At 63.0% G+C, this 22,060-nt stretch carries 23 protein-coding genes and 1 tRNA gene; 8 read left to right on the forward strand and 16 right to left on the reverse strand.

Annotation, left to right across the window (positions count from 1 at the left end):
* A partial coding sequence (locus tag VFZ66_24090) for a GTPase (GenBank protein HEX6292290.1) occupies nt 1-738 on the forward strand: 738 nt, incomplete at its 5' end.
* Nucleotides 739-856: 118 nt separating this feature from the next.
* Nucleotides 857-1,147, forward strand: a complete 291-nt coding sequence (locus tag VFZ66_24095) for an acylphosphatase (GenBank protein ID HEX6292291.1) — start codon at nt 857-859, stop codon at nt 1,145-1,147.
* Nucleotides 1,148-1,338: 191 nt separating this feature from the next.
* On the opposite strand, the gene VFZ66_24100 is transcribed toward VFZ66_24095, so the two are convergent.
* The 7 genes from VFZ66_24100 to VFZ66_24130 all read right to left on the reverse strand — a co-directional run bounded on the left by VFZ66_24100 (nt 1,339) and on the right by VFZ66_24130 (nt 7,657).
* Nucleotides 1,339-2,091, reverse strand: coding sequence for a molybdenum cofactor biosynthesis protein MoaE (locus VFZ66_24100; GenBank protein HEX6292292.1), 753 nt, complete (start codon nt 2,089-2,091; stop codon nt 1,339-1,341).
* A 44-nt stretch (nt 2,092-2,135) separates the two neighbouring features.
* On the reverse strand, nt 2,136-2,912 hold the full coding sequence (hisF, locus tag VFZ66_24105) for an imidazole glycerol phosphate synthase subunit HisF (protein ID HEX6292293.1): 777 nt from the start codon (nt 2,910-2,912) through the stop codon (nt 2,136-2,138).
* Nucleotides 2,912-4,030, reverse strand: a complete 1,119-nt coding sequence (locus VFZ66_24110) for a hypothetical protein (protein ID HEX6292294.1) — start codon at nt 4,028-4,030, stop codon at nt 2,912-2,914. Before VFZ66_24110 ends, hisF begins: the two co-directional genes overlap by 1 nt.
* Nucleotides 4,031-4,086: 56 nt before the next feature.
* Complete coding sequence (gene hisA / locus VFZ66_24115) at nt 4,087-4,827, reverse strand: 1-(5-phosphoribosyl)-5-[(5-phosphoribosylamino)methylideneamino]imidazole-4-carboxamide isomerase (protein ID HEX6292295.1); 741 nt, start codon at nt 4,825-4,827, stop codon at nt 4,087-4,089.
* Nucleotides 4,828-4,989: 162 nt separating this feature from the next.
* A complete protein-coding gene (locus VFZ66_24120; protein ID HEX6292296.1) occupies nt 4,990-5,772 on the reverse strand; it encodes a class I SAM-dependent methyltransferase in 783 nt (260 codons plus the stop codon).
* A gap of 15 nt (nt 5,773-5,787) precedes the next feature.
* A complete protein-coding gene (hisH, locus tag VFZ66_24125) occupies nt 5,788-6,438 on the reverse strand; it encodes an imidazole glycerol phosphate synthase subunit HisH (protein HEX6292297.1) in 651 nt (216 codons plus the stop codon).
* A 172-nt stretch (nt 6,439-6,610) separates the two neighbouring features.
* On the reverse strand, nt 6,611-7,657 hold the full coding sequence (locus tag VFZ66_24130) for a histone deacetylase (GenBank protein HEX6292298.1): 1,047 nt from the start codon (nt 7,655-7,657) through the stop codon (nt 6,611-6,613).
* Nucleotides 7,658-7,910: 253 nt separating this feature from the next.
* Between VFZ66_24130 and VFZ66_24135 the strand changes: the two genes are divergently transcribed.
* The 4 genes from VFZ66_24135 to VFZ66_24150 all read left to right on the forward strand — a co-directional run bounded on the left by VFZ66_24135 (nt 7,911) and on the right by VFZ66_24150 (nt 11,737).
* Nucleotides 7,911-8,921 carry an NAD(P)/FAD-dependent oxidoreductase gene (locus tag VFZ66_24135; GenBank protein HEX6292299.1) on the forward strand — a complete coding sequence of 337 codons (1,011 nt, stop codon included), beginning with the start codon at nt 7,911-7,913 and terminating at the stop codon, nt 8,919-8,921.
* A 194-nt stretch (nt 8,922-9,115) separates the two neighbouring features.
* On the forward strand, nt 9,116-10,036 hold the full coding sequence (locus VFZ66_24140; GenBank protein ID HEX6292300.1) for an NAD(P)/FAD-dependent oxidoreductase: 921 nt from the start codon (nt 9,116-9,118) through the stop codon (nt 10,034-10,036).
* A gap of 92 nt (nt 10,037-10,128) precedes the next feature.
* Nucleotides 10,129-11,274: a C45 family peptidase gene (locus VFZ66_24145; protein HEX6292301.1), complete on the forward strand. Its 1,146-nt coding sequence runs from the start codon at nt 10,129-10,131 to the stop codon at nt 11,272-11,274.
* Between the two features lies 1 nt (nt 11,275).
* On the forward strand, nt 11,276-11,737 hold the full coding sequence (locus VFZ66_24150; protein HEX6292302.1) for a GNAT family N-acetyltransferase: 462 nt from the start codon (nt 11,276-11,278) through the stop codon (nt 11,735-11,737).
* Here VFZ66_24150 and VFZ66_24155 read toward each other — a convergent pair.
* The 3 genes from VFZ66_24155 to VFZ66_24165 all read right to left on the reverse strand — a co-directional run bounded on the left by VFZ66_24155 (nt 11,734) and on the right by VFZ66_24165 (nt 14,095).
* Nucleotides 11,734-13,224 (reverse strand): hypothetical protein, encoded by a 1,491-nt coding sequence (locus VFZ66_24155; protein ID HEX6292303.1) that lies wholly within the window; start codon nt 13,222-13,224, stop codon nt 11,734-11,736. The genes VFZ66_24150 and VFZ66_24155 overlap by 4 nt on opposite strands.
* Before the next feature lie 122 nt (nt 13,225-13,346).
* Nucleotides 13,347-13,838, reverse strand: coding sequence for a hypothetical protein (locus VFZ66_24160; protein ID HEX6292304.1), 492 nt, complete (start codon nt 13,836-13,838; stop codon nt 13,347-13,349).
* A 182-nt stretch (nt 13,839-14,020) separates the two neighbouring features.
* Nucleotides 14,021-14,095: transfer RNA gene (locus VFZ66_24165), tRNA-His, on the reverse strand.
* 181 nt (nt 14,096-14,276) lie between these two features.
* On the opposite strand from VFZ66_24165, the gene polA reads away from it, so the two are divergent.
* Nucleotides 14,277-17,123, forward strand: coding sequence for a DNA polymerase I (gene polA / locus VFZ66_24170; GenBank protein ID HEX6292305.1), 2,847 nt, complete (start codon nt 14,277-14,279; stop codon nt 17,121-17,123).
* Nucleotides 17,124-17,204: 81 nt separating this feature from the next.
* Here polA and VFZ66_24175 read toward each other — a convergent pair whose 3' ends face one another.
* From VFZ66_24175 to VFZ66_24200, 6 genes are all read right to left on the reverse strand, one after another.
* A complete protein-coding gene (locus tag VFZ66_24175) occupies nt 17,205-17,795 on the reverse strand; it encodes a GNAT family N-acetyltransferase (protein ID HEX6292306.1) in 591 nt (196 codons plus the stop codon).
* A 58-nt stretch (nt 17,796-17,853) separates the two neighbouring features.
* Entirely contained in the window at nt 17,854-18,237 is a 384-nt protein-coding gene (locus tag VFZ66_24180; GenBank protein HEX6292307.1) for a hypothetical protein, read from the reverse strand.
* Between the two features lie 9 nt (nt 18,238-18,246).
* Nucleotides 18,247-18,777 (reverse strand): cysteine hydrolase family protein, encoded by a 531-nt coding sequence (locus VFZ66_24185; protein ID HEX6292308.1) that lies wholly within the window; start codon nt 18,775-18,777, stop codon nt 18,247-18,249.
* Between the two features lie 110 nt (nt 18,778-18,887).
* The gene (locus tag VFZ66_24190) at nt 18,888-19,628 is read right to left on the reverse strand and encodes a hypothetical protein (protein ID HEX6292309.1); all 741 of its coding nucleotides are present in this window, start codon (nt 19,626-19,628) and stop codon (nt 18,888-18,890) included.
* A gap of 108 nt (nt 19,629-19,736) precedes the next feature.
* Complete coding sequence (locus tag VFZ66_24195) at nt 19,737-20,474, reverse strand: hypothetical protein (protein HEX6292310.1); 738 nt, start codon at nt 20,472-20,474, stop codon at nt 19,737-19,739.
* The gene (locus VFZ66_24200; GenBank protein HEX6292311.1) at nt 20,474-21,454 is read right to left on the reverse strand and encodes an ABC transporter ATP-binding protein; all 981 of its coding nucleotides are present in this window, start codon (nt 21,452-21,454) and stop codon (nt 20,474-20,476) included. The genes VFZ66_24195 and VFZ66_24200 overlap by 1 nt, the downstream gene beginning before the upstream one ends.
* Before the next feature lie 192 nt (nt 21,455-21,646).
* On the opposite strand from VFZ66_24200, the gene VFZ66_24205 reads away from it, so the two are divergent.
* The gene (locus VFZ66_24205) at nt 21,647-22,054 is read left to right on the forward strand and encodes an MGMT family protein (GenBank protein HEX6292312.1); all 408 of its coding nucleotides are present in this window, start codon (nt 21,647-21,649) and stop codon (nt 22,052-22,054) included.
* Nucleotides 22,055-22,060 lie beyond the last annotated feature (6 nt).

The raw sequence follows: 22,060 nt of genomic DNA on the forward strand, positions 1-22,060 counted from the left end.
GGCATTCTCTACCGCTACGGCGCACGAGCGGTGCTGGTGGGCAGGCCAAACGCGGGCAAGTCCAGTCTGCTCAACGCGCTGTTACAGGTCGAGCGCGCGATCGTCACGCCGATCGCGGGGACGACTCGCGACACGCTCGAAGAGACGGCGAATCTGGGGGGCGTGCCCGTGGTGCTGATCGACACCGCCGGTATCACCGAAACCGACGATCCGGTCGAGCGCATCGGCGTCGAGCGCAGCCGCCGCGCGCTGGCAAGCGCCGACGTGGTGCTGCTGGTGCTGGATCGCGCCGCGCCGCTGACCGACGAGGACCTGGCAATCGCCGCGCTCACGCATGGCCGCCCAACGATCGTCGTGTACAACAAGGCCGATCTTTCGGCGCAGCTCGATCCGACGCTGCTGCTGGCGGCGCATCCCACGATTCGCGCCGAGGCCACAACCTCGGCGGCGCTGGCCCAGGGCCTGACCGAGCTAGGCGAAACGGTGGCACAAACCCTGCTCGGCAACGCACTGCTCACAGGCGAAACCCTCGTGACGAATCCTCGTCATCGCGAGGCACTGAGCCGCAGCGTGGAGCATCTACGCGGCGCGGTGGCCGCGCTGGAGCTGAACGTGCCGGTCGATCTCGTGGCGGTCGACGTGACCGCTGCCGTGCAGGCGCTTGGAGAAGTTACCGGAGAGACGGTGGGTGAGGATCTGCTCACGACGATCTTTAGTCGTTTTTGCATCGGAAAATAGTCCAAAAGGTGGCGCATTTTCAGAATAAATGTGTTAGCATAGGTAGTACGCATGCTCATGGCCTACATGTGCCGGGCGGCAGTTTTTTCTTATTCTTACCCAACATAGTAGGTGACATATGGCGGTGAGCTTGGAGCGCGTGCGAGCGCATGTCTTCATCTCAGGGCGTGTTCAAGGGGTTAACTTTCGCACACACACGCGCGATCAGGCCAAGCGCGTTGGGGTTGAGGGCTGGGTGCGCAATCTGAGCGATGGGCGCGTCGAGGCGGTCTTCGAGGGTAGTCGCGCCTCGGTCCAGCGTATGATTAGCTGGTGCTACAGCGGCCCGCCTGCGGCGCAGGTCGAGCATGTCAACGTCGAGTGGGAGGAAGTCACGAACCGCGAGGGTCCGTTTAGCATCGCGTGGTAAAAGCGAGAACCAAGAACCGGGTGCCCTCTGGGCGCACCGAGAACCAGGATTAGCCTAGGTTCTGTGTTCTTGGTTTTTCTTTCTTAATTTGGTATCCAAAGTTTCGAGTTTCGAGTTTCCTGTACCTAGTTCGTGGTTCTCGCTTTGTTCCTTTGTTCTCTTGTTCCCTTGTTTTTCATTTTGTTCTTTGTTCATGCGTTTGGTTCTTCGTGTGCCGGGTGCCCATGCCGGGTGCCCTCTGGGCATGGCGCCCGTTCTTGGTTCTTCCTCTCCCCCTCATCCCCAACCCAGTCGGCGGCACCATCGGCCCAGTGCTCGCGCTTCCAGATCGGCGCGATCTCTTTGATCCGGTCCATGACATACGCCGCCGCCTCGAACGCCGCCTGCCGGTGCGGCGCGGCCACCGCGACGATCACCGCTGTCTCACCGATCGCCAGCCGCCCGACGCGATGATGCACGGCCACCCGACCGATCGGCCATTGCTGCCGGGCCTCTGCCGCGATCTGCTCAAGCACGGGCAGCGCCATCGCCGCGTACGCCTCGTACACCAGATACTCCGTCGCGCGACCGCCAAAGTTATCGCGGACCACGCCGCTAAAGAGCACGACAGCGCCATCCTGCGACGTTTGCACCAGGCGCTGCAAGGCCGCTCCGTCCAACGGCTGCTCCGTGATCGCGAAGGCCGCGACCTCAGGCTGCTGGCCGCCGCTGACCGGCGGAATAAACGCGGCCTCATCGCACTCGTGGAGCTCGGTAGCGGGATCGGCGTAGGCTTGATTGAGCGCAAACATCACGCTGCGCGTCGCCGGGAGCAGCGCGGGATACTGCTCCGTCAGGCGCGACCAGAGCTGGCCGAGCGTGGTTCCGTCGGGAACGTCAAGCTGGAGTTCGGGCGCTCCAACGATGTCACGATGAAGCGCAAAGAAGCGAACCGTCACACGCATCGTTTATGTCCGTGTATCGCTGGCAGCGCGTCGCCCGGCAGCGATTAGAGCTTGCGCACGGGCACGCCGTGCTCGGCAAAGTAGGTCTTGGCCTGGGCGATCGAGTACGTGCCGAAGTGGAAGATCGACGCCGCGAGCGCCGCGTCGGCGCGCCCGGTGGTGACGGCTTGCAGCATATGCTCCAGCGAGCCAGCGCCGCCCGACGCGATCACCGGCACCGGCACGGCATCGGACACCGCTTGCAGCAGCTCCAGGTCGTAGCCCGCGCGCGTGCCGTCGGCGTCGATACTGTTGATCACGATCTCGCCCGCGCCGCGCTCGGCACCCTCACGCGCCCAGGCGATTGCATCGCGCTGCGTGGCACGGCCCGCGCCGCCGGTATGGGTAAACACCTCCCAGCGCGCGCTGCCGTCGGACGCTACCCGCCGCGCATCGATCGACAGCACGATACACTGGCTGCCAAAGCGCTTCGCGCCATCCTCGATCAACTGCGGATTGTAAAACGCCGCCGTATTGATCGACACCTTATCGGCACCGGCGCGCAGCATACGGTACATATCGTCCACGGTGCGAATACCGCCGCCGACCGTCAGCGGAATAAAGACCTGCGCCGCCGTGCGCTCGACCACATCGGCCATAATCGCGCGCTCGTCGGAGGAGGCCGTGATATCGTAGAAGACCAGCTCGTCCGCGCCCTCGCGGTCGTACAGCTCGGCCAGCGCCACAGGATCGCCCGCGTCGATGTGATTGACAAAGGTGACACCTTTGACGACGCGCCCGTTCTTGACATCCAGGCAGGGAATGATTCGCCGTGTCAGCATCAGCTCCTCGGCGGCAGATCGGCATCCGGCAGCTCACGCCGCTCGATGTCGAGCGCCCGACGCCCTTCCAGCAGGCCGGTCCAGGCACCGGTGATCTGCTCCAACAGCTTGACCTCCTGGGCTTCGAGATCGGCCAGCCGGTTTTCATGCCGCTGAAACAGGAGATCCAGCCGGTTGCCGACACGCCCGACGCGGCCTTCCTGCTCGCGGCACCAGCCGTCGATGCGCTCCAGCCAGCTTGTCAGATGGCGTAAATGCTGCTCGTCGGTATCGCGCAGATCGACCAGGCGCTCCTCGTTCTGGTGGCGCAGCTCTTCCAGCCGCTCCTGCGTCAGCATAAAGCGCTCGGTGCTGATGATCTCGATCCGGCGCAGATCTTCCTTCATCCCCGGCAGTTGCGCCGCCAGATCCCCGATCTCGACGGGCAGCGTCCTGACCATCGCATCCAGGTGTTTGTGCAGATCTTCGAGATGCCCCAGCCGCGCCACGGGCTCGTTCATCGCATTGCGAGCGTCCGAAACCATCTGCTGTGCCTCGACAGCCTGCCGCCGAAGCGCCTGCTTCTCAGCCTTGATCTCATCGCCAAGCTGCCGGATCTCTTCCAGCACGTCGTCGTCGGCCAGGCGTAACTGCTCGATCTGCGTCAAAAGCTGCCGGTACCGGTCGTCGGTTTCGCGCACCCGCGCAATCGTCTCACGCTCGGCATGCTCCAGCTCCTCCACACGCGAGAACAGCGGTGTGACATACTCCCGATCGTTGCGCCGCGACTCATTCAGTTGATGGATTCCCGCCTGGATCTCGCGAATCGGCTTCACCGACTCCTCGGCCTTGACCAGCGCGTTGGCGATGTCGCGGCGCAGCGTGGATAGCTCGCGCTTGTACGCCTCCAGCACCACCTGCTGCTCCTGCGCCTGACGATCGATCACGCCCTGCAACTGCGCGTTCTGCGCCTCGACGCGGCGCACCTGCTCCATGGCCCACGCATATTTATTATTCTGCTCTTTGATCGTGCGGCGCAGCTCATCGATCTGATTTTGCAGGTAGATCATCTGCGACTGTTCTTGAACGCGCAGCTTTTCTTCTTCGTACTTGGCGGCAATCTCATTTTTTTGCGGCATACCGGCCTCAATGCTGATGAGCAACGCTCATGCGACAAACCAACGTTGTGATCCTGCTACTGCTGAGCCGCGACCGCCCGGACGACTTCGAGCGCTTCGGGCAGATCGAATGCGCCGGTGTAGAGCGCCTTGCCCACGATCACGCCTGCCGCGCCGGTTTTCGCGAGCGCGGCCAGATCTTCCAGCCGCGCGACGCCACCTGAGGCGATGATCTCCGGCCCACCAGCCTGCACTAGCGCGCTCACGCCCTCGATGTCGGGACCGGTCAGCGTTCCGTCGCGGCCAATATCGGTGTAGATGATGCTGCGGACGCCGATCGCGCCCATGCGCCGCACCAGCTCCTCGGTCCTGACATGTGATGTTTCGGTCCAGCCCTGAGCCGCGACCAGCCCATCGCGTGCGTCCACGCCCACGACGATCTGCGCGCCGTACTGCTGCACCAGGCGGCCAACAAGCTGCGGATCGCGCACGGCTGCCGTTCCCAAAATGATCCGCTCGACGCCAAGGTTGAGCGCCGCATCGACCGCGCTCTGGTCGCGCAGGCCGCCGCCAAGCTGCACCGGGATCGACACCGCCCGCACGATCGCATAGACGATCTGCGCGTTGACTGGCCGACCGGCCTTCGCGCCATCGAGATCGACCACGTGCAGCCGTTGCGCGCCGAGCCTGGCCCATTTAAGGGCGACATCGACCGGATCTTGATCGAACACCGTTATCTGGGCGTAGTCGCCCTGATAGAGCCGCACGCAGCGGCCATCCTTAATATCAATGGCTGGAATGATTTCGAGCGCAGACATATACCTACTTCCTTCAAGATCGGCGAACGCTGCCATCCCAGGGCGACGCTGCCACTTGAAGTCAGGAAAGCGGCTTGATTATACCGCACTCGTCCCGGCAGCGCACGCCGCTTTCAAGCGACCCGCTGCTCCTGCGGTACACAACGCGCAGCCGATCATCGCTCAGCGACTCGCAAGGACCGCAAAGGATGGCCCGTGGGGATGATCGCGGTGGTCGAACTCGATGCGCAGATCGCTGAAGCCGTAGTGCTTGAGGCAGCGCAGAATATCGTCGCGGCTCATCCAATGGCTATACGGCGCGCTCCCGCCACAAAAGCCCTCCCACTGAAGCGTGGTCTGATAGTCGTAGCGGTAGAGCGTATGCTCGAAGCCCTCGTAGTTTCCTGCTTTGCGCTCGGTGAAGTGTGCGGCCACCACTGGCTGCGGCTCGATGATCGCCTGGTCGTAGTAGTGAGTCCAGAGCAGCAGATGCCGGGCGCAGCGCTTCGAGAGCAGCGCCAGCAGCTCGACGGGATTGATCATATGGTACAGGATGCCGCTGGCGAGACAAAGGTCAAAATCCCGGCCCGGCTCTTTGAGAAACGCGATTCCATCGCCGCACAAAAAGCGGGTACGGGTCAGGCCCAGCAGCTCTTTGACGATCAAACATTTGAGATAGGCGTGGGTGTTCGACTCGATCGCGATCACCTCGGCGGCTCCTGCCCGCTCAAGCATCGCGGAGTGGCCGCCTTCGAGCGGGCCTAGCTCCAGAACCGACAGATCCGTGCAGCCGCCGATCTGCTCCAGCAGCCAGTGAATCCGCGCATCGTCGAAGAGATTTGCCCAGCCCGCCTCCAGGTTGTCGAACGGCGCGGGTAGTGTGGATGCCCACTGACCTTTGAAAATATCCAGGGCGTTCTGCGGGTGGGGCGCTGCGGCAACGTACCGCTCTGACAAATCGATCATGCTGTTTCCTTGAATCTAGGCCGCGCCCTGCTGGACGGGCGCGCGCGCGCTCCGGCTCTCCACAAGCTGCACGAAATTGCGCAGCAGCGCCAGACCCCAGCGCCCGCTCTTCTCAGGGTGGAACTGCGTGGCAAATGCCGAGCCAAACGCCAGCATCGAGGGAAACTCAACACCGTACTCGGTCCACCCGGCCACGATCGATCGGTCGGGCGTATCGACGTAGTACGAGTGGACGAAATAAAAATCCGTGGCGTCGGGAATCCCTGCCAGCAGCGGATGCTCCGGCATCGCGAGCCGCGCCTGGTTCCAGCCAATCTGCGGGACTTTCCCGGCGCGCTCCGGCAGCTTGCGCACCCGCCCCGGAACGACGCCCAGGCATGGATGCTCGCCGAACTCCTCGCTGATCTGCGCCAGCACTTGCATGCCCACGCAAATGCCCAGGAAGGGCGTGTCGGCCCGAATCACCTGCGGGATCACCGGCGATAGTCCGCGCCGGTCAAGCTCACTCATCGTGTCGAGCGTTGCGCCGACGCCGGGCAGCACCACGCCCTGCGCCGAGGCGATGACGTTCGGATCGTCGGTGACGGTCAGTTGTGCGCCGACATGGTCCAGCGCGCGGACGGCGGAGCGCAGATTGCCTGCGCCGTAATCAATCACTGCGATCATCGTTGCTTGTCGTCTCTATCTCATGCGGAATTTGGTTCCAAGTTCCAAGTTCCAAGTTCCAAGTTTCGGTTTCCTGGTTCGTTTGTGCGCCGGGTGCCCATGCCCAGAGAGCACCCGCATGGCGCCCGCGTGGCACCCGGTTCTTTGTTCTTCCTTTGTTCTCTTGTTCTCTTCACGTAAACAGCGGATGTACGCGCTCGATCTGGGCGATCACCGGCTCGATGTCGATCGCCTGCTTCGTCGCATCGTCGGGCGGCGGGCCAAGCGGATCGACGATCCGATCGGGCTGCCCCAGCAGCACATGCAGCGTCGCAAGCACGCTGGCCGAGAGCGCCTGCACGTTATAGCCGCCCTCCAGCGCGCACACCAGCCGTCCATCGCACACTTCCCGCGCAAGATCGTAGATCATCCGCGCCATGCGGCCAAAGCCGGCCACGCTCATCATCATCGGCGCGAGCGGATCGGCCCAGTGGCAATCGTAGCCCGCCGAGACGATGATCAACTGCGGCTCGAAGCGACGAACCGCGCGCAGCACCAGCTCGTCATAGACCCGATCGAAGGCGGCGTCGCCCGTGTAGGCAGGCATTGGAATGTTGAGCGTCGCGCCCTCGCCCTCGCCCGATCCCAGCTCTCGCCAGTGGCCGGTGCCGGGATAGAACGGGTAGGTATGCGACGAGATGTACAGCACGCTGGGATCGTCGTAGAAAATATCCTGGGTGCCGTTGCCGTGATGCGTGTCCCAGTCGATGATCGCCACGCGGCGCAGGCCAAGCTGGGTACGCGCCATCTGCGCGGCCACCGCGACGTTGTTGATCAGACAAAAGCCCATAGCAGTGGAGGGCGTGGCGTGATGGCCCGGCGGACGAACCAGCGCAAAGGCATTATCGACCTCGCCGCCGACCACGGCCTCGACAGCGCGCGCGACCGAGCCAGCCGCCAGCAGCGCAACATCCCAGGACTCCTGCACGATATAGGTGTCGAGGTTGAGCGCGCCGCCGCCAAAGAGCGACATGCGCTGCGTATGCTCCAGCATCCGGCGATGATGCACCGCGCGGATCTCGTCGTCGGTAGCCTCGCGCGGCTCGATCCGCGTCAGCGCAGCGCGCATACCGCTGTCGTCGAGCATCTGCAAGATGGCCCGCAGCCGCGCGGCGTTTTCGGGATGATCGAAATCATCGTGCAGCAAAAAGCGATCGTCAACGAGGTAGGCTGTGGTCATGAGCACATCCTTTCGTTGAAAAGCGTAGCACGAAACGCCGCCTTCGGCAACCTCGCTTTGACCTTCGGCCCGCGATCGGCAGGCGGCGATTGACAGGCCGGGCGATCTATGTTTTCGTACAGCTACCAGAGGAAACTGCCCACCCCTGAATGAGTCGGATGCGGCGAGTACAGGACCGCCTCGATCTCGACAGACCGCCACGTTTTGGTTAAACTGTGAAAGACATAACAAAGATTGAAAGGACGGGCGCCCTATGTCCGAAGCAACCCAGGATGGATTTGATGTCGCAATCATCGGCGGTGGACCGGCTGGATTATTTGGCGCATTCTACGCGGGGCTACGCGGCATGAAAACGCTGCTGCTCGACGCGCTGCCGGAGCTGGGCGGCCAGCTCGCGGTGCTCTACCCCGAAAAATATATCTTCGACGTGCCGGGCTTTCCCAAGATTCTAGCCCGCGATCTGGTCAAGCAGCTTGTGGAGCAGGCGATGCAGTACCATCCGACCGTGCGGCTCGAAGAGCAGGTGACGAACATCGAGCCGATCGGCGAGCGCCAGATCAGGGTGAAGACCACGGGCGGCGAGTACCAGACCAAGGCCGTGCTGATCGCCGCTGGCGTCGGCGCGTTCGCGCCCAACAAGCTCGACGCGCCCGGCGTGGCCCGGCTTGAGGGCAAAGGCGTGTACTACTTCGTCAAGTCCAAGAACGAGTTTGTCGACAAGCGGCTGCTGATCATCGGCGGCGGCGACTCAGCCGTAGACTGGGCGCTGAACCTTCAGGATACCTGCCGCGAGATCACGCTGATCCATCGCCGCGACCAGTTCCGCGCCCACGAGGGATCGATCCGCGATCTCTACGCCTCGCGCACCAACGTGCTGACCTTCTGGGAGCTGAAAGAGATCCACGGCGAAGACGAGGTCGAGGCGGTGACGATCTTCAATAACCAGACCAAAGAAGAGCGCGAGCTGCCGATGGACGCGGTGCTGCTGACGCTCGGCTTCAAGGCCGATATGGGGCCGATCAAAAACTGGGGCCTGTCGCTCGAAAAGCGCTCGATCAAGGTCGACGGCCGGTTCGCCACGACCATGCCGGGCGTGTATGCCGCAGGCGACATCGCCGCCGCCGAGGTCAAGCTCGATCTGATCGCGGTGGGCTTCGGGCAGGCCGCCATCGCCGTCAACGCGATCAAGACCTATATCGATCCCAAGGCGCGGCTCTTCCCCGGCCACTCCTCCGAGATGAGCGACAGCGTCAAGTCGCACTAGGGCGCTGCTAAGCCGGGTACCATGCCCAAAGGGCACCCGGCATGGGCACCCGGCCCGAGGTGAGGGCCTAACCCAGAGACGAGCGTTGACGCTCGTCTCTTTTTTTAAGCTCCTGGCCTGATACTTGGTAACATGGAAGGCAGAACCCCGCCAGCAGCGTTACAAAGGCTGATCAGCAGATTGGAATGGAGCATATGGCACAGATGGCGTATGAGGCGCTGGTGATCGGCGGCGGGCCTGCGGGCCTCTCGGCGGCGCTCTACCTGGCGCGCTTCGATCGCACCGTCGCGCTCTTCGACACCGGGCGTGGTCGCTCGTCGTGGCACCAGATCAATCATAACTACCTGGGCTTTCCCGGCGGCGTGCCCGCGCGGAAGCTGCGCGAGCTTGGCCGCCAGCAGCTCGCAGAGTACGAGCAGGTCACGGTCCTTGAGCATAAAATCGAGCAGCTTGAGCGCAAGAACGGCAGCTTTATCGCCTATAGCCAGGCAGGCGAGTGGCACGGCAAAACGGTGATCATTTGTACGGGCGTCGTCGATCGCTATCCGCACTTCGACGGCTGGGAAGAGTACGTGGGCCGCAGCATGTTCTGGTGCATCACCTGCGACGGCTACGGCTGCCACGATGCGCGCGTCGTGGTGGTCGGCAATGCCAACCAGGCCGCGTCGGAGGCGCTTCAGTTGCAGCGCTTTACGCATAAGCTGACGGTGCTGACCGACAGCCACGATTGCTCGATCGACGAGAAATTTCAGCGCCGCTTGGAGCAGGCCGGTATTCCACTGGTCCACGACAAGATCGAGGCGGCGATCGGCCAGGACGGCATGTTCGAGGCGCTCTGCACCCAGAAAGGACAGCGTATCGAGCTCGATCAGCTCTTCTGCCAGCATGGCGCGACGCCTCAGACGAAGCTGGCGGAGGGTGTCGGCGTGCTGCTGAGCCGCGAGGGCTATATCTGCGTAGACAGCGAGCAAAAGACGAACGTCGCCGGCGTGTACGCGGCGGGCGATGTCACGCGGCTCCACTCGCACCAGATCACCACGGCGGTGCATGAGGGCGGCATGGCAGCCTGTGCGGCGAACTACTATCTCTACCCGCCCGAACTCAAAGACGACTGATCGCGGCGCTCGAAGGATTTGCGCGCTCAGGGTATGATTGGCGGCGTAGGCACCTATCGCTTACCTACACATCATCCGACGAGGAGGGACTAGTGAGTCTGCCGATACTGCATTTGCACGGCACGCCATACGATCAGGGGCGGCAGCATGGAGCCGCGCTACGCGACCGGATCGAGCACAATCTTGCCGTCTATTTCGATCGCTTCGAGCATGAGGGCCGGGTGGCGCGACCGGAGGTGCTGGCGCGGGCACAGAGCTACCGCGAGACGATCGCCGACCACAGCCGGGATTATTTCGACGGGCTGCGCGGCGTCGCGGACGGCTCCGGCTGCGATCTGCTTGAGCTGATCGCGCTCAACGTGCGCTACGAGATCCTGTACTACCAGTTCGGCGTTAACGCCATGGCCGACGGCTGCACCGCGTTTGCGATCATGCCCGACCGCACGGCGAATGGGCATCTGATCATCGGGCAGAACTGGGACTGGATTCCGCAGGTGCAGGGCGCGATCCTGCACACCGTCGAGGCCGATGGGCTGGAGACGATCGCGTTTACCGAGGCCGGGATCGTCGGCGGCAAGATCGGGCTGAACTCGGCGGGGCTGGGCCTGGCGATCAACGGCATCACCTCCACCGACGATGACTGGTCGCGGCTGAGCAAGCCGTTCCATGTGCGCTGCTACGAGATTATGCGCTCCCGCAACTTCGACGCGGCGGCGCGGATCGTCACCGGCACGCAGCGAGCCTGCTCCACCAACTTTTTGATCGCGCAGGCGCCGGATCGGATCGTGAACATCGAGGCCGCGCCCGACAACGTACACGTCCTCGACTGTGAGGATGGCTGCGTCGTCCACACGAACCATTTTGTGGACCCTGCCGGAGCGGGCATCGTCGAGCCGCCGAGCACGCGCCGCCCGTACTCCTACCATCGCCGGTCGCGGATGCGCGCGCTGTTGACTGCCAGGGGCACGCACACCATCAGCGAGCTGCAAGCCTACCTGTGCGATCACCAGGAGTATCCGTACTCGATCTGCCGCCACGAAGATCCCGCCGGTCCAGCCGCCGAGCAGTACAGGACGATCACCGCCGTGCTGATGGATCTGCATGAGCGGCGGATCTGGCTGAGCGACGGGACGCCGTGCGTGAGTGAGTTCGAGGAGCTACGTCTTGACGCTGAAAAGCCGCTTGTTGGTGATCGATCAGGGAACCATGGAGGCAGGGTTGGATCGATCGAGCGTTGAGATGAATCCAGCGTTCCTCACCGTACGTCAGGCAACGCCCGAAGATTTCGATCGTATCCGAGCGTTTTACGCACCGCTCGTCAGGAAACAGATCAACCCCGACGAGCGATGTGTCATCGCCGAGCATGATCGAGCCGTGGTTGGAGCCGTGCGACTTTGCCGCGAAGAGGGCCATGTGGTCTTACGGACGATGCAGATTCACGAAGCCTATCAGCGGCGGGGCCTTGGAGCGCGGATGCTGCGCGCGCTAGAGCCGCTGATCGAGGCGGAGCCGTGCTACTGCCTGCCCTATGAGCATTTGCCCGGCTTCTATCGAACGATCGGCTTCCAGATCATCGACCTGGAAGCCGCGCCGCCGCATCTGCAAGCGCGCTACACGCTCGGCAGCGCGCAAGGGCTGCGCATGTTGCTGATGATGCGACCAGCGGGGCCGCGAGCGGAGGAGCGTCACACTCCGCGCTAGGCCGAAGGAGCTGCTGGATTCTCGGCGTTCGGCGGAGCGGACAGAGAGCGCAGCGCGCTGATGCTTGGTAAAAACAGATACGCGCCGCCGCGCGTTGTCACAAAGCGCGCAAAGCCTTTGATGATCGTGCTCGACCCATCCTTGTTGGGAATTGTGAAGTAGCTATCGTCGGGCGAATTATTGCCAAGCAGCCCGTCCCGTGTCGGGGTACCATCCGGCTTATTCAGGTCATCAAACTCCGAGCCGTTGACCCAGTTCTGCATCACGAACTCGAATTGGTACTTGAGGCTCGCATTGATAAACAGGCCAACCAGTCCCCGCGCCACACCGTCGTTTGGCTGCGAAGGGTTGTAGGGCGGGCCGTACGGCATGGCGCGGCGCACGATCCGATGCAGCGACACAACGCCCTGGATGATGTCATCGCGGGGATTCGTCCGCCGGATGTGCGATCCGACCGGGCATCGAACGCCGTCCGGGTCTTGATCGAAATAATCAAAGTTATTGATCGTCGCGAGGGTGATCGGCGGCTCTGGCGCATCTGTATCGGGTGACAGCACCAGCGGCACGCCGTTGCGCCAGCGGCCACATAGCTTTGCTGCCAGCAGCTCCCGGCTCATGGACGGCGACTCGTTGGCAGTGAGAAATCGATCAAAGCCATCGACATCCTGCTCCAGCACGCGAAACGCCGCAAAGCTGCCGTTCTGTTGTAGCTCCAGCGTCTTAGCATCCGCGCCGGTATCCGAGATCCCACCAGGATAGCCGAGCAAGAACTGGCTCAAAGGCACCACATCTTGATGATCCGGCACCATCGTCGGCGGCACTCCCTGGATCGTCGGCTGGGCGATACCATCGGCGTACCCGAAGTGGACCTTGGGTAACACGCTGGTATCCGTCGTCGCCAGCGAGCGCGGCTGGAACTGGTACGACTCCAGCGCCTCCGCGTCGAAGCACGACAGCTCAGCCAGCGCGTCGTCCTTCGTGCAGAGCGCACGCAGGAGCGCCGTCGTTCGATCGAGAATCTCAGATGACAGCGCATAGAGAGTCAGCACAATATGCACGCGCGGCGCGTTGGCCGGATCGAGCTTGCCGATCCACTGCTCAGGCGCGCTATCGCCAAGATCGCCGACGGTTGCGGCTCGCTCAGGCGCGTACGCTCCGGCTTTGAACTCGTCGGGGAATTGATCTGCCGCCGACGCTTGCAGCGCGACCAAGCCCTGGTAGGTCAGGCCGATATTCAAGCAGTAATCGGGCTTGGTATCGCCCCAGTCGATCGCCGTGGTGATCTGAGGAGTTGTGTCCGACTGGCGATTGACGACCTGGGCATGAACAGCAGGATCATGCTCCACCAGCGCGGCAATGAAGCAGCGCGCGCCGCAGGCATTGCGGATCTGCAAGATCAGATGCCGACAGAAGTCCATGCGATAGCCGCGCAGAATATAGCCTTGAATATCATGCAGATCGGGATTGTTGGGATCAAGTGCTGGCATAACGTTCGTACCTTTATACCCACGACGATCGCTCACGCCTGCGCCACGATCGAGGCAGGCATGAGCAGATAACACGTGAACACGCACTGGCGTGCCGAAACGGAAGTCATGAGCGGTTGAGATCAGGAGTTGGCAGGAGTAGCGTCAGATTTGGCATGCTTGAGAATACTGATCACGGTCTGGTCCGGGTAGGCGCTGTAGAAGGTCAGGAGGCCCTGCTGCGGCGTGGTGCGATCGTGGACCTGCACCCAATCCACAAAGGCGTTGAGATTTTGGGAAACCGGCGTTGGCGGCGGATCGGCAACATGGGCCAGTAGCGCATCGAAGATCGACCCGAGCTGATTGACGAAATCTCCGACGTACTTCCTAAAATCGCCGTCATACTCGGTGAACAGCACCAACGTGTCAGTACCATCGACGTTGAGCAGCATAAAGCGGGCAAAGTGGACCGTATGGATAGCGTTCAGAGCCGCGCCAAGCTCGGACTGTTTGGCCTGGAGCAGCCCCAGCACCGCCGGGATCTCCTGGGATGAGGCCAGCGGCATGAATAACGACAGCGGACTTTGAACGGGCGTGTTCGTGGACGCAGCTTGGACAGGATGAGAGTCTGCCATGATAAGCTCCTCTACGTGTTTTGAGAGGTTCCGAGAGGTTGGGAGGCAAAGGGAGGATGACACAGCATAGTCACCGCGTCAATCAAACCCAGGTAAAAATCTTGATGCGTTGAGGCCGCTGCACAAGCCGATCGAGTGTTTAAATGAACAAACCGCAAGGTATAATCCAGCGGTTTGTCGAGTGGGGTGGCTGACGGGTTTCGAACCCGCAACCCCCTGAGCCACAGTCAGGTGCTCTGCCGTTGAGCTACAGCCACCACATTTTTTGGGGTACTGCAACAGAATCACTCCCTTGCAGCGAGCAGCAGTATACCAGAAGAAGTGGCGAAATGCAAACGGAAAAACGCACCATTTCGCCCCGATCTCTCGGAGCCTGCGCGGTTGCCGCCGCCTCCCCGCTTCGCTTATAATGACCATACTTACCTGAAAGAGGAGCGGATGGCACGTGAAAAGTTAGCGCTGGTCGATGGACATGCCGTTGCGTTTCGAGCCTTCCACGCGCTACGCGAGGCGGACCTGCGCGCGTCGAACGGCGAGCCCACGTTTGCGGTATTCGGATTTTTGCAGATCGTGCTGACGACGTTGCAGCAGCTCCGCCCTGAGTACGCGGCGGTTGCCTTCGACGTTGGCCGCACGTTTCGCGACGACCTGTACGCCGAGTACAAGGCGAACCGCACCGAGGCCCCCGAAGATTTTCATACCCAGCTTGAGCGCATCAAGCAGGTGGTCGAGGCGCTCAACATTCCGATCTTCGCCGTCGAGAACTACGAGGCCGACGATGTGATCGGCACGCTCTCGCGCCAGGCGACGAAGCAGAACGTCGAGACGTACATCATCACCGGCGACAGCGACACGCTCCAGCTGGTCGATGAGCATGTGCGCGTGCTGCTGGCGGTGCCCTACGGCAAGCGGCAAGAGGCCAAGGAGTACGATCCGGCGGCGGTGATCGAGCGCTACAAAGGCTTGCGCCCCGATCAGCTAGCCGATCTGCGCGGGCTCAAGGGCGATACCTCCGATAACATTCCCGGCGTCAAAGGCATCGGCGAGACAGGCGCGATCAATCTGCTCAACCAGTTCGGCACCGTCGAGGGCATCTACGAGCATCTGGACGACGTGCCCAACCGCTACCGCAAAGTGCTTGAGGGCCAGCAGGAGCAGGCGCTCTTCTCCAAGCAGCTCGCGACGATCCACTGCGATGTGCCGATCCAGCTCGATCTTGAGCGCTGCCGGGTGTCGGGCTACGACCGCGACGCGGTGATCGCGCTGTTTCAGGATTTGCAGTTCAGCAGCCTCGTGCGCAAGCTGCCCGACAGCGCCGGTCTGGGCTCCACAGCGCCCAGCAGCGACCAGCCGGTGAGCGCGCCGACCCCACGCGGCGATGGACCGCCCGCGCAGATGGGCCTGTTCGACGCCGACGAGCCGCAGACCGTCCAGGCCAGACCAATGCAGCCGCCCGCTCACGGCGAGTACAGGGCCGTACGCACCCAGGATGAGCTGGACGAGATGGTCCGACAGCTTAAGGCAGCGTCGGCGTTCGCCTTCGATGTCGAGACGACCTCGCTCGACGCGATCCACACCAACGTGGTCGGGCTGTCGTTCGCGGCACAGCCGGGCGCGGCCTGGTACGTGCCGCTGGGTCATACCGCCGACGGCGCGGGGCCGCAGCTTGAGCGCGAGGTTGTCCGCGACGCGCTGCTGCCGCTGCTCGAAGACGCGCAGCAGCCCAAGATCGCGCACAATGGCAAATTCGACATGCTGGCGCTGCGCACGATGGACATTAACGTCCAGGGCGTGCAGTTCGACACGATGCTGGCCGCGCAATTGCTCGGCAACCAGAGCGTCGGGCTTAAAGATATGGCCTTCAACGTGCTCAAGCTCAAAGAGCCGATGACCGAGATCACCGAGCTGATCGGATCGGGGCGCAACCAGATCACCTTCGATCAGGTGCCGATCGAGCAGGCCACGCCCTACGCCGCCGCCGACTCCGACATGACGCTGCGGCTGCGCGACCGGCTAGAGCCGGAGCTGGAGCAGGTACCGCGCGTGCGCTGGATCTTCGAGACGATCGAGATGCCGCTGCTGCCGGTGCTGACCGACATGGAGTGGCAGGGCATCAAGGTGGACGCGAGCGTGCTGCATCAGCTTTCGGCGACGATGCAGCAGCGGATCGAGCAGCTTGAGGACGAGATCTACACGATCGCGGAAGGCCGCTTCAACATCGGGTCGGGGCAGCAGCTCAACGCGGTGCTCTTCGAGCGGCTGAGCATCCCCACGACCGGCCTGAGCAAGACCAAGACGGGGCTGTACTCGATCACCGCCGAGGTGCTCGAAAAGCTGAGCGGCGTGCATCCGATCATCAGGATGATTCAGGAGTACCGCCAGCTCACCAAGCTCAAATCGACCTATCTGGACGCGATACCGCAGCTTGTGGACGAGCGTGGCCGGGTGCATACCTCGTACAATCAGATCGGCTCGGCGACCGGACGGCTGAGCAGCACGTCGCCCAACTTACAGAATATTCCGGTGCGCACCGAGCAGGGCCGCGAGATCCGGCGCGCGTTCATCGCCGAGGATGGCTGCTATCTGTTGTCGGCGGACTACTCGCAGATCGAGCTGCGCATCCTGGCGCATATCACGCAAGATCCCGCGCTGCTGGAAACCTTCAAAGAGGGCCGCGATATTCACGCCGCGACCGCCGCCCGGCTCTTTGGCGTGCCGATGGATAAAGTGACTAAGAACCAGCGGCGCATCGCCAAGACCACGGTCTTCGGCACGATCTACGGCATCTCATCCTTTGGCCTTGCGGCGCGCACCGACCTGAGCCGCGAAGATGCGCAGCAGTTGATCGACGGGCTATTTGCGACCTATCCCGGCATCAAGCGTGTCTTCGAGGAGACGCTTACGCAGGGCCGCGAGCGCGGCTACGTCGAGACGCTGTTTGGGCGGCGGCGCTACTTCGGGCGCGGCAACGACAATGTGCTGACGACGAAAGGCCCGCGCAAGCAGGCCGCCGAGCGCGAGGCGATCAACGCGCCGATCCAGGGCACCAGCGCCGACCTGATCAAAATGGCGATGGTCCAGCTCTTCAACGAGCTGAACAGGCGCGGCTTCGCGGCCAAGATGCTGCTTCAGGTCCACGACGAGCTGCTGCTGGAAGTGCCCGACGACGAGCTGGACGAGGTCAAGCGGCTGGTCTGTGAGATCATGGAGGGCGTCTACCCGGACCTGAGCGTGCCGCTGGAGGTCGAGGTCAGCACGGGCCGTAACTGGGAGGAGATGGGGTAGGGCCGCGAGGCCGGGGCGGGTGCCCATGCTCTAAGGGCACCCGGTTCTTTGTTTGTGCCGCCTGGTTCTTGGTTCTCGATTTTAACGGTTTTCCAGCACGCCCACCACTTGCAGCCAGGGCGGATCGGGATACGGATTACGCTCGATGCGCATGCCGACGCGCCGCATCACGCCGATCGAGCCTGCGTTATCATAGGTCGTCGTCGCCACGATGCGCTTGAGATGCAGCGTCTCGAAGGCATAGCCGATCATCGCCCTGGTCGCCTCGGTGGCGTAGCCGCGCCGCTGGTGCGCCGGAGCAAAGGCATAGTACAGGCCAAACTCGGTAGAGTTGAGGCGCGCGGCCTGAGCGTCGGCAGCGGTCTGGAACGCGGGCAACAGCCCGAACGGCATCAGACACGGCACATAGCCGATCGCGCCGATCAGCGCTCCGCTCTGCCGCAGCACCACCGCCCGATCGCCGTAGGGCGGCTGGTACAGCTTCGCCAGCTCCTCATAGTTGCGCACCGTCCACTCCAGCCAATGCCGACGCCCGTCGCGGCTCTGCGCGCCCTCGGTGCCAAACTCGACATCGCTCAGCTCGACATCGAGGATCTGGTAGATCGCATCGAGATCGTCGATCACGAACGGGCGGATCAGCAAGCGCTCGGTTTCCAGGTTTGGCATGCGCATAGATACCTGCTTTCTCAAGAATCGACGGCGGATCAGCGGCGCAGCAGCCGCGCTCGTGCTAGACCGCCTTCAGCCGCAGCGCCGACCAGTCTTCGTCGATCGAGATGATCGCGACAGCCTCTAGCCCCAGCGTGGCGGCATAGGCGGCAATGCTGTCGCGGTTGATGTCGGTGCTGGTTTTGGAGCTGCCTTTGTAATACGTCACCCAGATCATGCCCTTGGGCCGGAGCAGCGGCTTGAGCCGGGGAAGCTGCTCCTCAAGCTCCTGCCGGTTCCGCACAAAGACCTGAATAATATCGACGGGCGCGCTCGGCGCGGTCGCAAGCGTCGCCTGCGCGGGTAGCGCGCCCAGCCCGGCCCGATAGCCGTCGGGCGGATTGACCAGCAGCGCGCTGCGGCCCTCTTTGATCATCAGCTTTTGCGCAACCGTTTTTTCCGCCATAGATCCTCCCTAACGTAGTGCCAGCACCTCGCTCGTCGGGAGCACACGCGCCATCGAGGCCAGATCGTGGTTATACTGCTCCACGACGGCTGCGGCGGTCGCATCTTCGCTCGCAAACGTGCTGTGCGCATCGGCTACCACGGTGACAGTATAGCCCAGCGCCACCGCGCGGCGGCAGGTCGAGTCGATGCACAGGTCGGTCTGCATGCCTGCCAGGATCACATGCTCGATCCCGCGCGTTTGCAGCTCGTGGTGCAGCATCGTCGACTCGAAGGCATCGGGCATGCGCTTCTCGACGACCAGATCCTCGGCGCGTGGCGTGATTGCCGGATGGATCTGCCAGCCAGGCGATCCCGGCGCGTCGGGCGTGCCAAGGCCGCCGCTGTGCTGTACATAGACGATTGGGATGCGTGCGGCACGCGCCCCGGCGATCAGCGCTTCGATCCGCTCCAGCACCTCGGCGGCGCGATACAGCGGCGGCGGCGCGTCGAACATATTGACCTGGACATCGAGGATCAGCAGAGCCGTGTCGCCGCTCATCAGCACCATCCTTTCCGCAACGATCGAAGGGACGATCGTGCTAGCGGACGAGCGTAGCACAGGTGGAGCACGCGGCGCAAACCCCGGCAAGAGCCGCCAGCAACATCGTCTCAGGTCTTCAGCAGCGCGCTAAGCCGCCCGATCTCCTGCCAGCGCGGGATCGGCGCGTAGATCGTATCCAGCGCAAAGACCTGGATCACATAGTCCTGACCGCTGGCCGTCACGACCTGCTGCTCGGAGAGTGGATTGCCGAGCGGACGACCGGCCCGCAGCTCGCTGAGCATGTACTGATGAAACGCCTGCTCAGGATGGTATTGTGCCTGAGCCGCCGCAAACGATGCATCGAGCAGCGCATCGCGCAGCGCCGTCGCGTCCGGCGGTGCCTGATCATCCTCCGCAATCCACGCAGGGACCAGCTCGTTGACATGCTCGATGTAGCGCCGCGTGCTGTTGCCGTCCGACGAGGGCGCGTACACCGGGATGGCTTTTTCAACGGTGTCGAGGCCGCGCTCATTGATGTAGCGCTCGTTGATCCGCTCGCACCAATCGTGCAGGCCCTCCTGCCAACTGCGAAAGATGGCGAAGCCGCGCGGATGCGCTCCAACGGCGCGCTCCGGGCGAAACGCGGTGCGCACATTGCCCCAATTCAGCGTTTCGACGGCGACGCCACGAGTGCCAAAGACCGACTCATGCGCGAAAAACGCCAGCGCGATGGCGGGATCGAGGCCGTGACCCCGCACGATGGCGTAGCACTGCGCCGCGATCGGCGCACAGGGCGATTGGAAACGGACGAGGACGCGGGTGAACTGGGCTTGCGAGATGCGAGGCTGGCTGCGAAAGGTGAGCGGCATAGGAGTCTCCTTCGCGAATGCACGTGGCCGTGCTCAAGCCTGCGAGATATGACGATCGGGACGCTGGCGCAACGTCCCGAACAATGCTCCTCGATTTCGCACTGCGCGCTACTGGCTGCGCAAGATAATGTCGCGGCGCTTGAATGAGATCAGCGCCAGGCTGATCAGCAGCACCGTCAGCGCAAGCTGAGCCAGCGGAATATAGATCGCGCCGCCGCTCCAGTCGCGGCTGGTCGCCAGCTTAAACCCGGCCATCGCCGGATAGATCGGCCAGCTAAACAGCGATTGGAACGGCTCGATATAGCGATACACGCTCGACAGATGCCACGCCTGACTGTAGAGCGCCACCGCCAGCACCGCCAGCAGCAGCAGGCGCAGCACGTTCGGCAGCACCAGCCCCGACAGCAGCACGATCAGCGACGAGAGCAGCGCCACGTTGAGCAGCAGCGGCACGACGCTCTTGAAAAACTCGGTCCAGATAAAATCGAAGGGACGATTGATCGCGATCGTCAGCGCGCTGATCAGCGCGAACATGATCAGCACCACGGCCAGCGCGACGAGGTAGAGGCTGATCAGGTAGCCGCTGCGGCCAAGCGGACGAGTCAGGATCACATAGCCCTGCGGTCGCTCGCCCAGGCTCAGCAGCGACGCCGTGGTGTACAGCGCCATTAGCAGCGTGAAGATCCCGGTCAGCGAAAAGAACTGTTCGAGGCCGACCGTCCACTCGCGCAGGAAGAGGCCCCAGAACAGGATCGACGCGACCAGCTCAATGATGATCCGGCCACTGCGCATATACTCGGAGAGCGTAAAGCCCGTAAACGTGAAAATCCGGCGAAGTGCCAACATTAGCGATCCTCGATCAATGTTTCAAGTAACTCTTCCGGCGTTGCGTGCGGCGCTGCGGGCGTCGAGGGCGGTGCCTGTCCGTCGCGGACGGCGTTGAGATAGAACTGCTCCAGCGCGTCGGCCTCCGGCACCACCGACTCGATCGAGACGCCGTCGTCCAGCAGCCGCCGCAGCACCGCTGCCAGCAGCGCATCCGAGGTTGGGAAGAGTGTTACCGACATACGATCGCAGCGCACCTCCGGCCCGATCGCGTGCAGGGCGTGGGCGGTTTCAAGCGGCAGCTCCACCACGCGCACCGTAACGCTATGGCCCTGCGCGTGCAGCGCGGCGACACTCGCGGTCTGCGCGATCTTGCCGCCGACCAGCACGCCGATGTGGTCGCAGAGCCGAGCGACATCGGTAAGCTGGTGCGTGCAGAGAAAGATCGTGTGTCCGGCCTCGTTGAGCGCGCGCATCAGCAGCGCCATCTCGCGCTGGCCGCCCGGATCAAGACCCGACGCCGGCTCGTCCACGATCAGCAGGTCCGGCTCGTGAAGCACCGCCTGCGCGATGCCGATACGCTGCAACATGCCCTTGGAGTAGGTGCCGATGCGCCGATCCGCCGACTGGCCCAGGCCCACCAGATCAAGCACTGCGTCGACCCGATCGTGAAGCTGCTTGCCGCCGAGATTCGACAGCCTGCCCAGCGTCGACAGGTACTCGCGGCCCGTAAACTGAACATGGTAGCGCGGTCGCTCCGGCAGGTAGCCGATCCGCGCGCTAAGCTCCGTACGATCTTCGGACTCAAAGACGCGCAGCGTGCCGTCGTCGGGCTTGAGCAGGCCCAGGATCAGGTGGATCAGCGTGGTCTTGCCCGCGCCGTTGGGGCCAAGCAGACCCCAGATCTGGCCTTTGGTGACATCGAGATCGACGCCGCGCAGCACGCGCAGCGAGCCGTATGCTTTTGACAGATTACTGATGTATATCGCTTGATCAGCCATGCAGCCGCCTTATATGCTTAGATGAATGTTGTGCCAGGGTATAATACTGCAAGCGCCTAGAGCGGGTCAATGGATGGCCCGGTTTCGTTCGCGCTTTGTAGTTCGGCGCTCGACATTGTAACAGCTTCCGGCGCATCGCGGGCAAACCGCCGATCGTCGTAGTTGCGCTACAATGATGCCCAGGAGGTGGCTATGCGCCCGTTGCGACCGGATGATATTCCAGAGATTCTCAAGCTGCGGATCTACGAGGTGGTGCAGGCCGTGCCGCGCGGCAGCGTCAGCACCTACGGCGATATTGCCGCGATCGTCGGCGGCGGCATCGACGCCCGCACAATCGGGCAGGCGCTGAATCAGGTGCCCAAAGACCGGGAGCAGGCCGTGCCCTGGCAGCGCATCGTCAACGCGCAGGGCGGCATCAGCACCAAGGGGCTGCTTCAGCGCAAGCTGCTTGAGGATGAGGGCGTTGTGTTCAGCGCGCAGGGCAAGATCGATCTGCGCCGGTTTCGCTGGCGCGGCCCGTCGGCGGAGTGGGCTGAAGAGCATGGCTACCAGACACTTCCGCCCGACGAGCCGGAGGCCGAGCAGTTGTCGCTGCTGTGAGCGGTG

The sequence above is a fragment of the Herpetosiphonaceae bacterium genome, from assembly GCA_036374795.1.
Classification (GTDB): domain Bacteria; phylum Chloroflexota; class Chloroflexia; order Chloroflexales; family Kallotenuaceae; genus LB3-1.

Coding starts and splice junctions, on each gene's coding strand:
- VFZ66_24095 (HEX6292291.1), top strand. CDS start 857: ATGGCGGTGAGCTTGGAGCGCGTGCGAGCGCATGTCTTCATCTCAGGG.
- VFZ66_24100 (HEX6292292.1), bottom strand. CDS start 2,091: ATGCGTGTGACGGTTCGCTTCTTTGCGCTTCATCGTGACATCGTTGGA.
- hisF (HEX6292293.1), bottom strand. CDS start 2,912: ATGCTGACACGGCGAATCATTCCCTGCCTGGATGTCAAGAACGGGCGC.
- VFZ66_24110 (HEX6292294.1), bottom strand. CDS start 4,030: ATGCCGCAAAAAAATGAGATTGCCGCCAAGTACGAAGAAGAAAAGCTG.
- hisA (HEX6292295.1), bottom strand. CDS start 4,827: ATGTCTGCGCTCGAAATCATTCCAGCCATTGATATTAAGGATGGCCGC.
- VFZ66_24120 (HEX6292296.1), bottom strand. CDS start 5,772: ATGATCGATTTGTCAGAGCGGTACGTTGCCGCAGCGCCCCACCCGCAG.
- hisH (HEX6292297.1), bottom strand. CDS start 6,438: ATGATCGCAGTGATTGATTACGGCGCAGGCAATCTGCGCTCCGCCGTC.
- VFZ66_24130 (HEX6292298.1), bottom strand. CDS start 7,657: ATGACCACAGCCTACCTCGTTGACGATCGCTTTTTGCTGCACGATGAT.
- VFZ66_24135 (HEX6292299.1), top strand. CDS start 7,911: ATGTCCGAAGCAACCCAGGATGGATTTGATGTCGCAATCATCGGCGGT.
- VFZ66_24140 (HEX6292300.1), top strand. CDS start 9,116: ATGGCACAGATGGCGTATGAGGCGCTGGTGATCGGCGGCGGGCCTGCG.
- VFZ66_24150 (HEX6292302.1), top strand. CDS start 11,276: ATGAATCCAGCGTTCCTCACCGTACGTCAGGCAACGCCCGAAGATTTC.
- VFZ66_24155 (HEX6292303.1), bottom strand. CDS start 13,224: ATGCCAGCACTTGATCCCAACAATCCCGATCTGCATGATATTCAAGGC.
- VFZ66_24160 (HEX6292304.1), bottom strand. CDS start 13,838: ATGGCAGACTCTCATCCTGTCCAAGCTGCGTCCACGAACACGCCCGTT.
- polA (HEX6292305.1), top strand. CDS start 14,277: ATGGCACGTGAAAAGTTAGCGCTGGTCGATGGACATGCCGTTGCGTTT.
- VFZ66_24175 (HEX6292306.1), bottom strand. CDS start 17,795: ATGCGCATGCCAAACCTGGAAACCGAGCGCTTGCTGATCCGCCCGTTC.
- VFZ66_24180 (HEX6292307.1), bottom strand. CDS start 18,237: ATGGCGGAAAAAACGGTTGCGCAAAAGCTGATGATCAAAGAGGGCCGC.
- VFZ66_24185 (HEX6292308.1), bottom strand. CDS start 18,777: ATGAGCGGCGACACGGCTCTGCTGATCCTCGATGTCCAGGTCAATATG.
- VFZ66_24190 (HEX6292309.1), bottom strand. CDS start 19,628: ATGCCGCTCACCTTTCGCAGCCAGCCTCGCATCTCGCAAGCCCAGTTC.
- VFZ66_24195 (HEX6292310.1), bottom strand. CDS start 20,474: ATGTTGGCACTTCGCCGGATTTTCACGTTTACGGGCTTTACGCTCTCC.
- VFZ66_24200 (HEX6292311.1), bottom strand. CDS start 21,454: ATGGCTGATCAAGCGATATACATCAGTAATCTGTCAAAAGCATACGGC.
- VFZ66_24205 (HEX6292312.1), top strand. CDS start 21,647: ATGCGCCCGTTGCGACCGGATGATATTCCAGAGATTCTCAAGCTGCGG.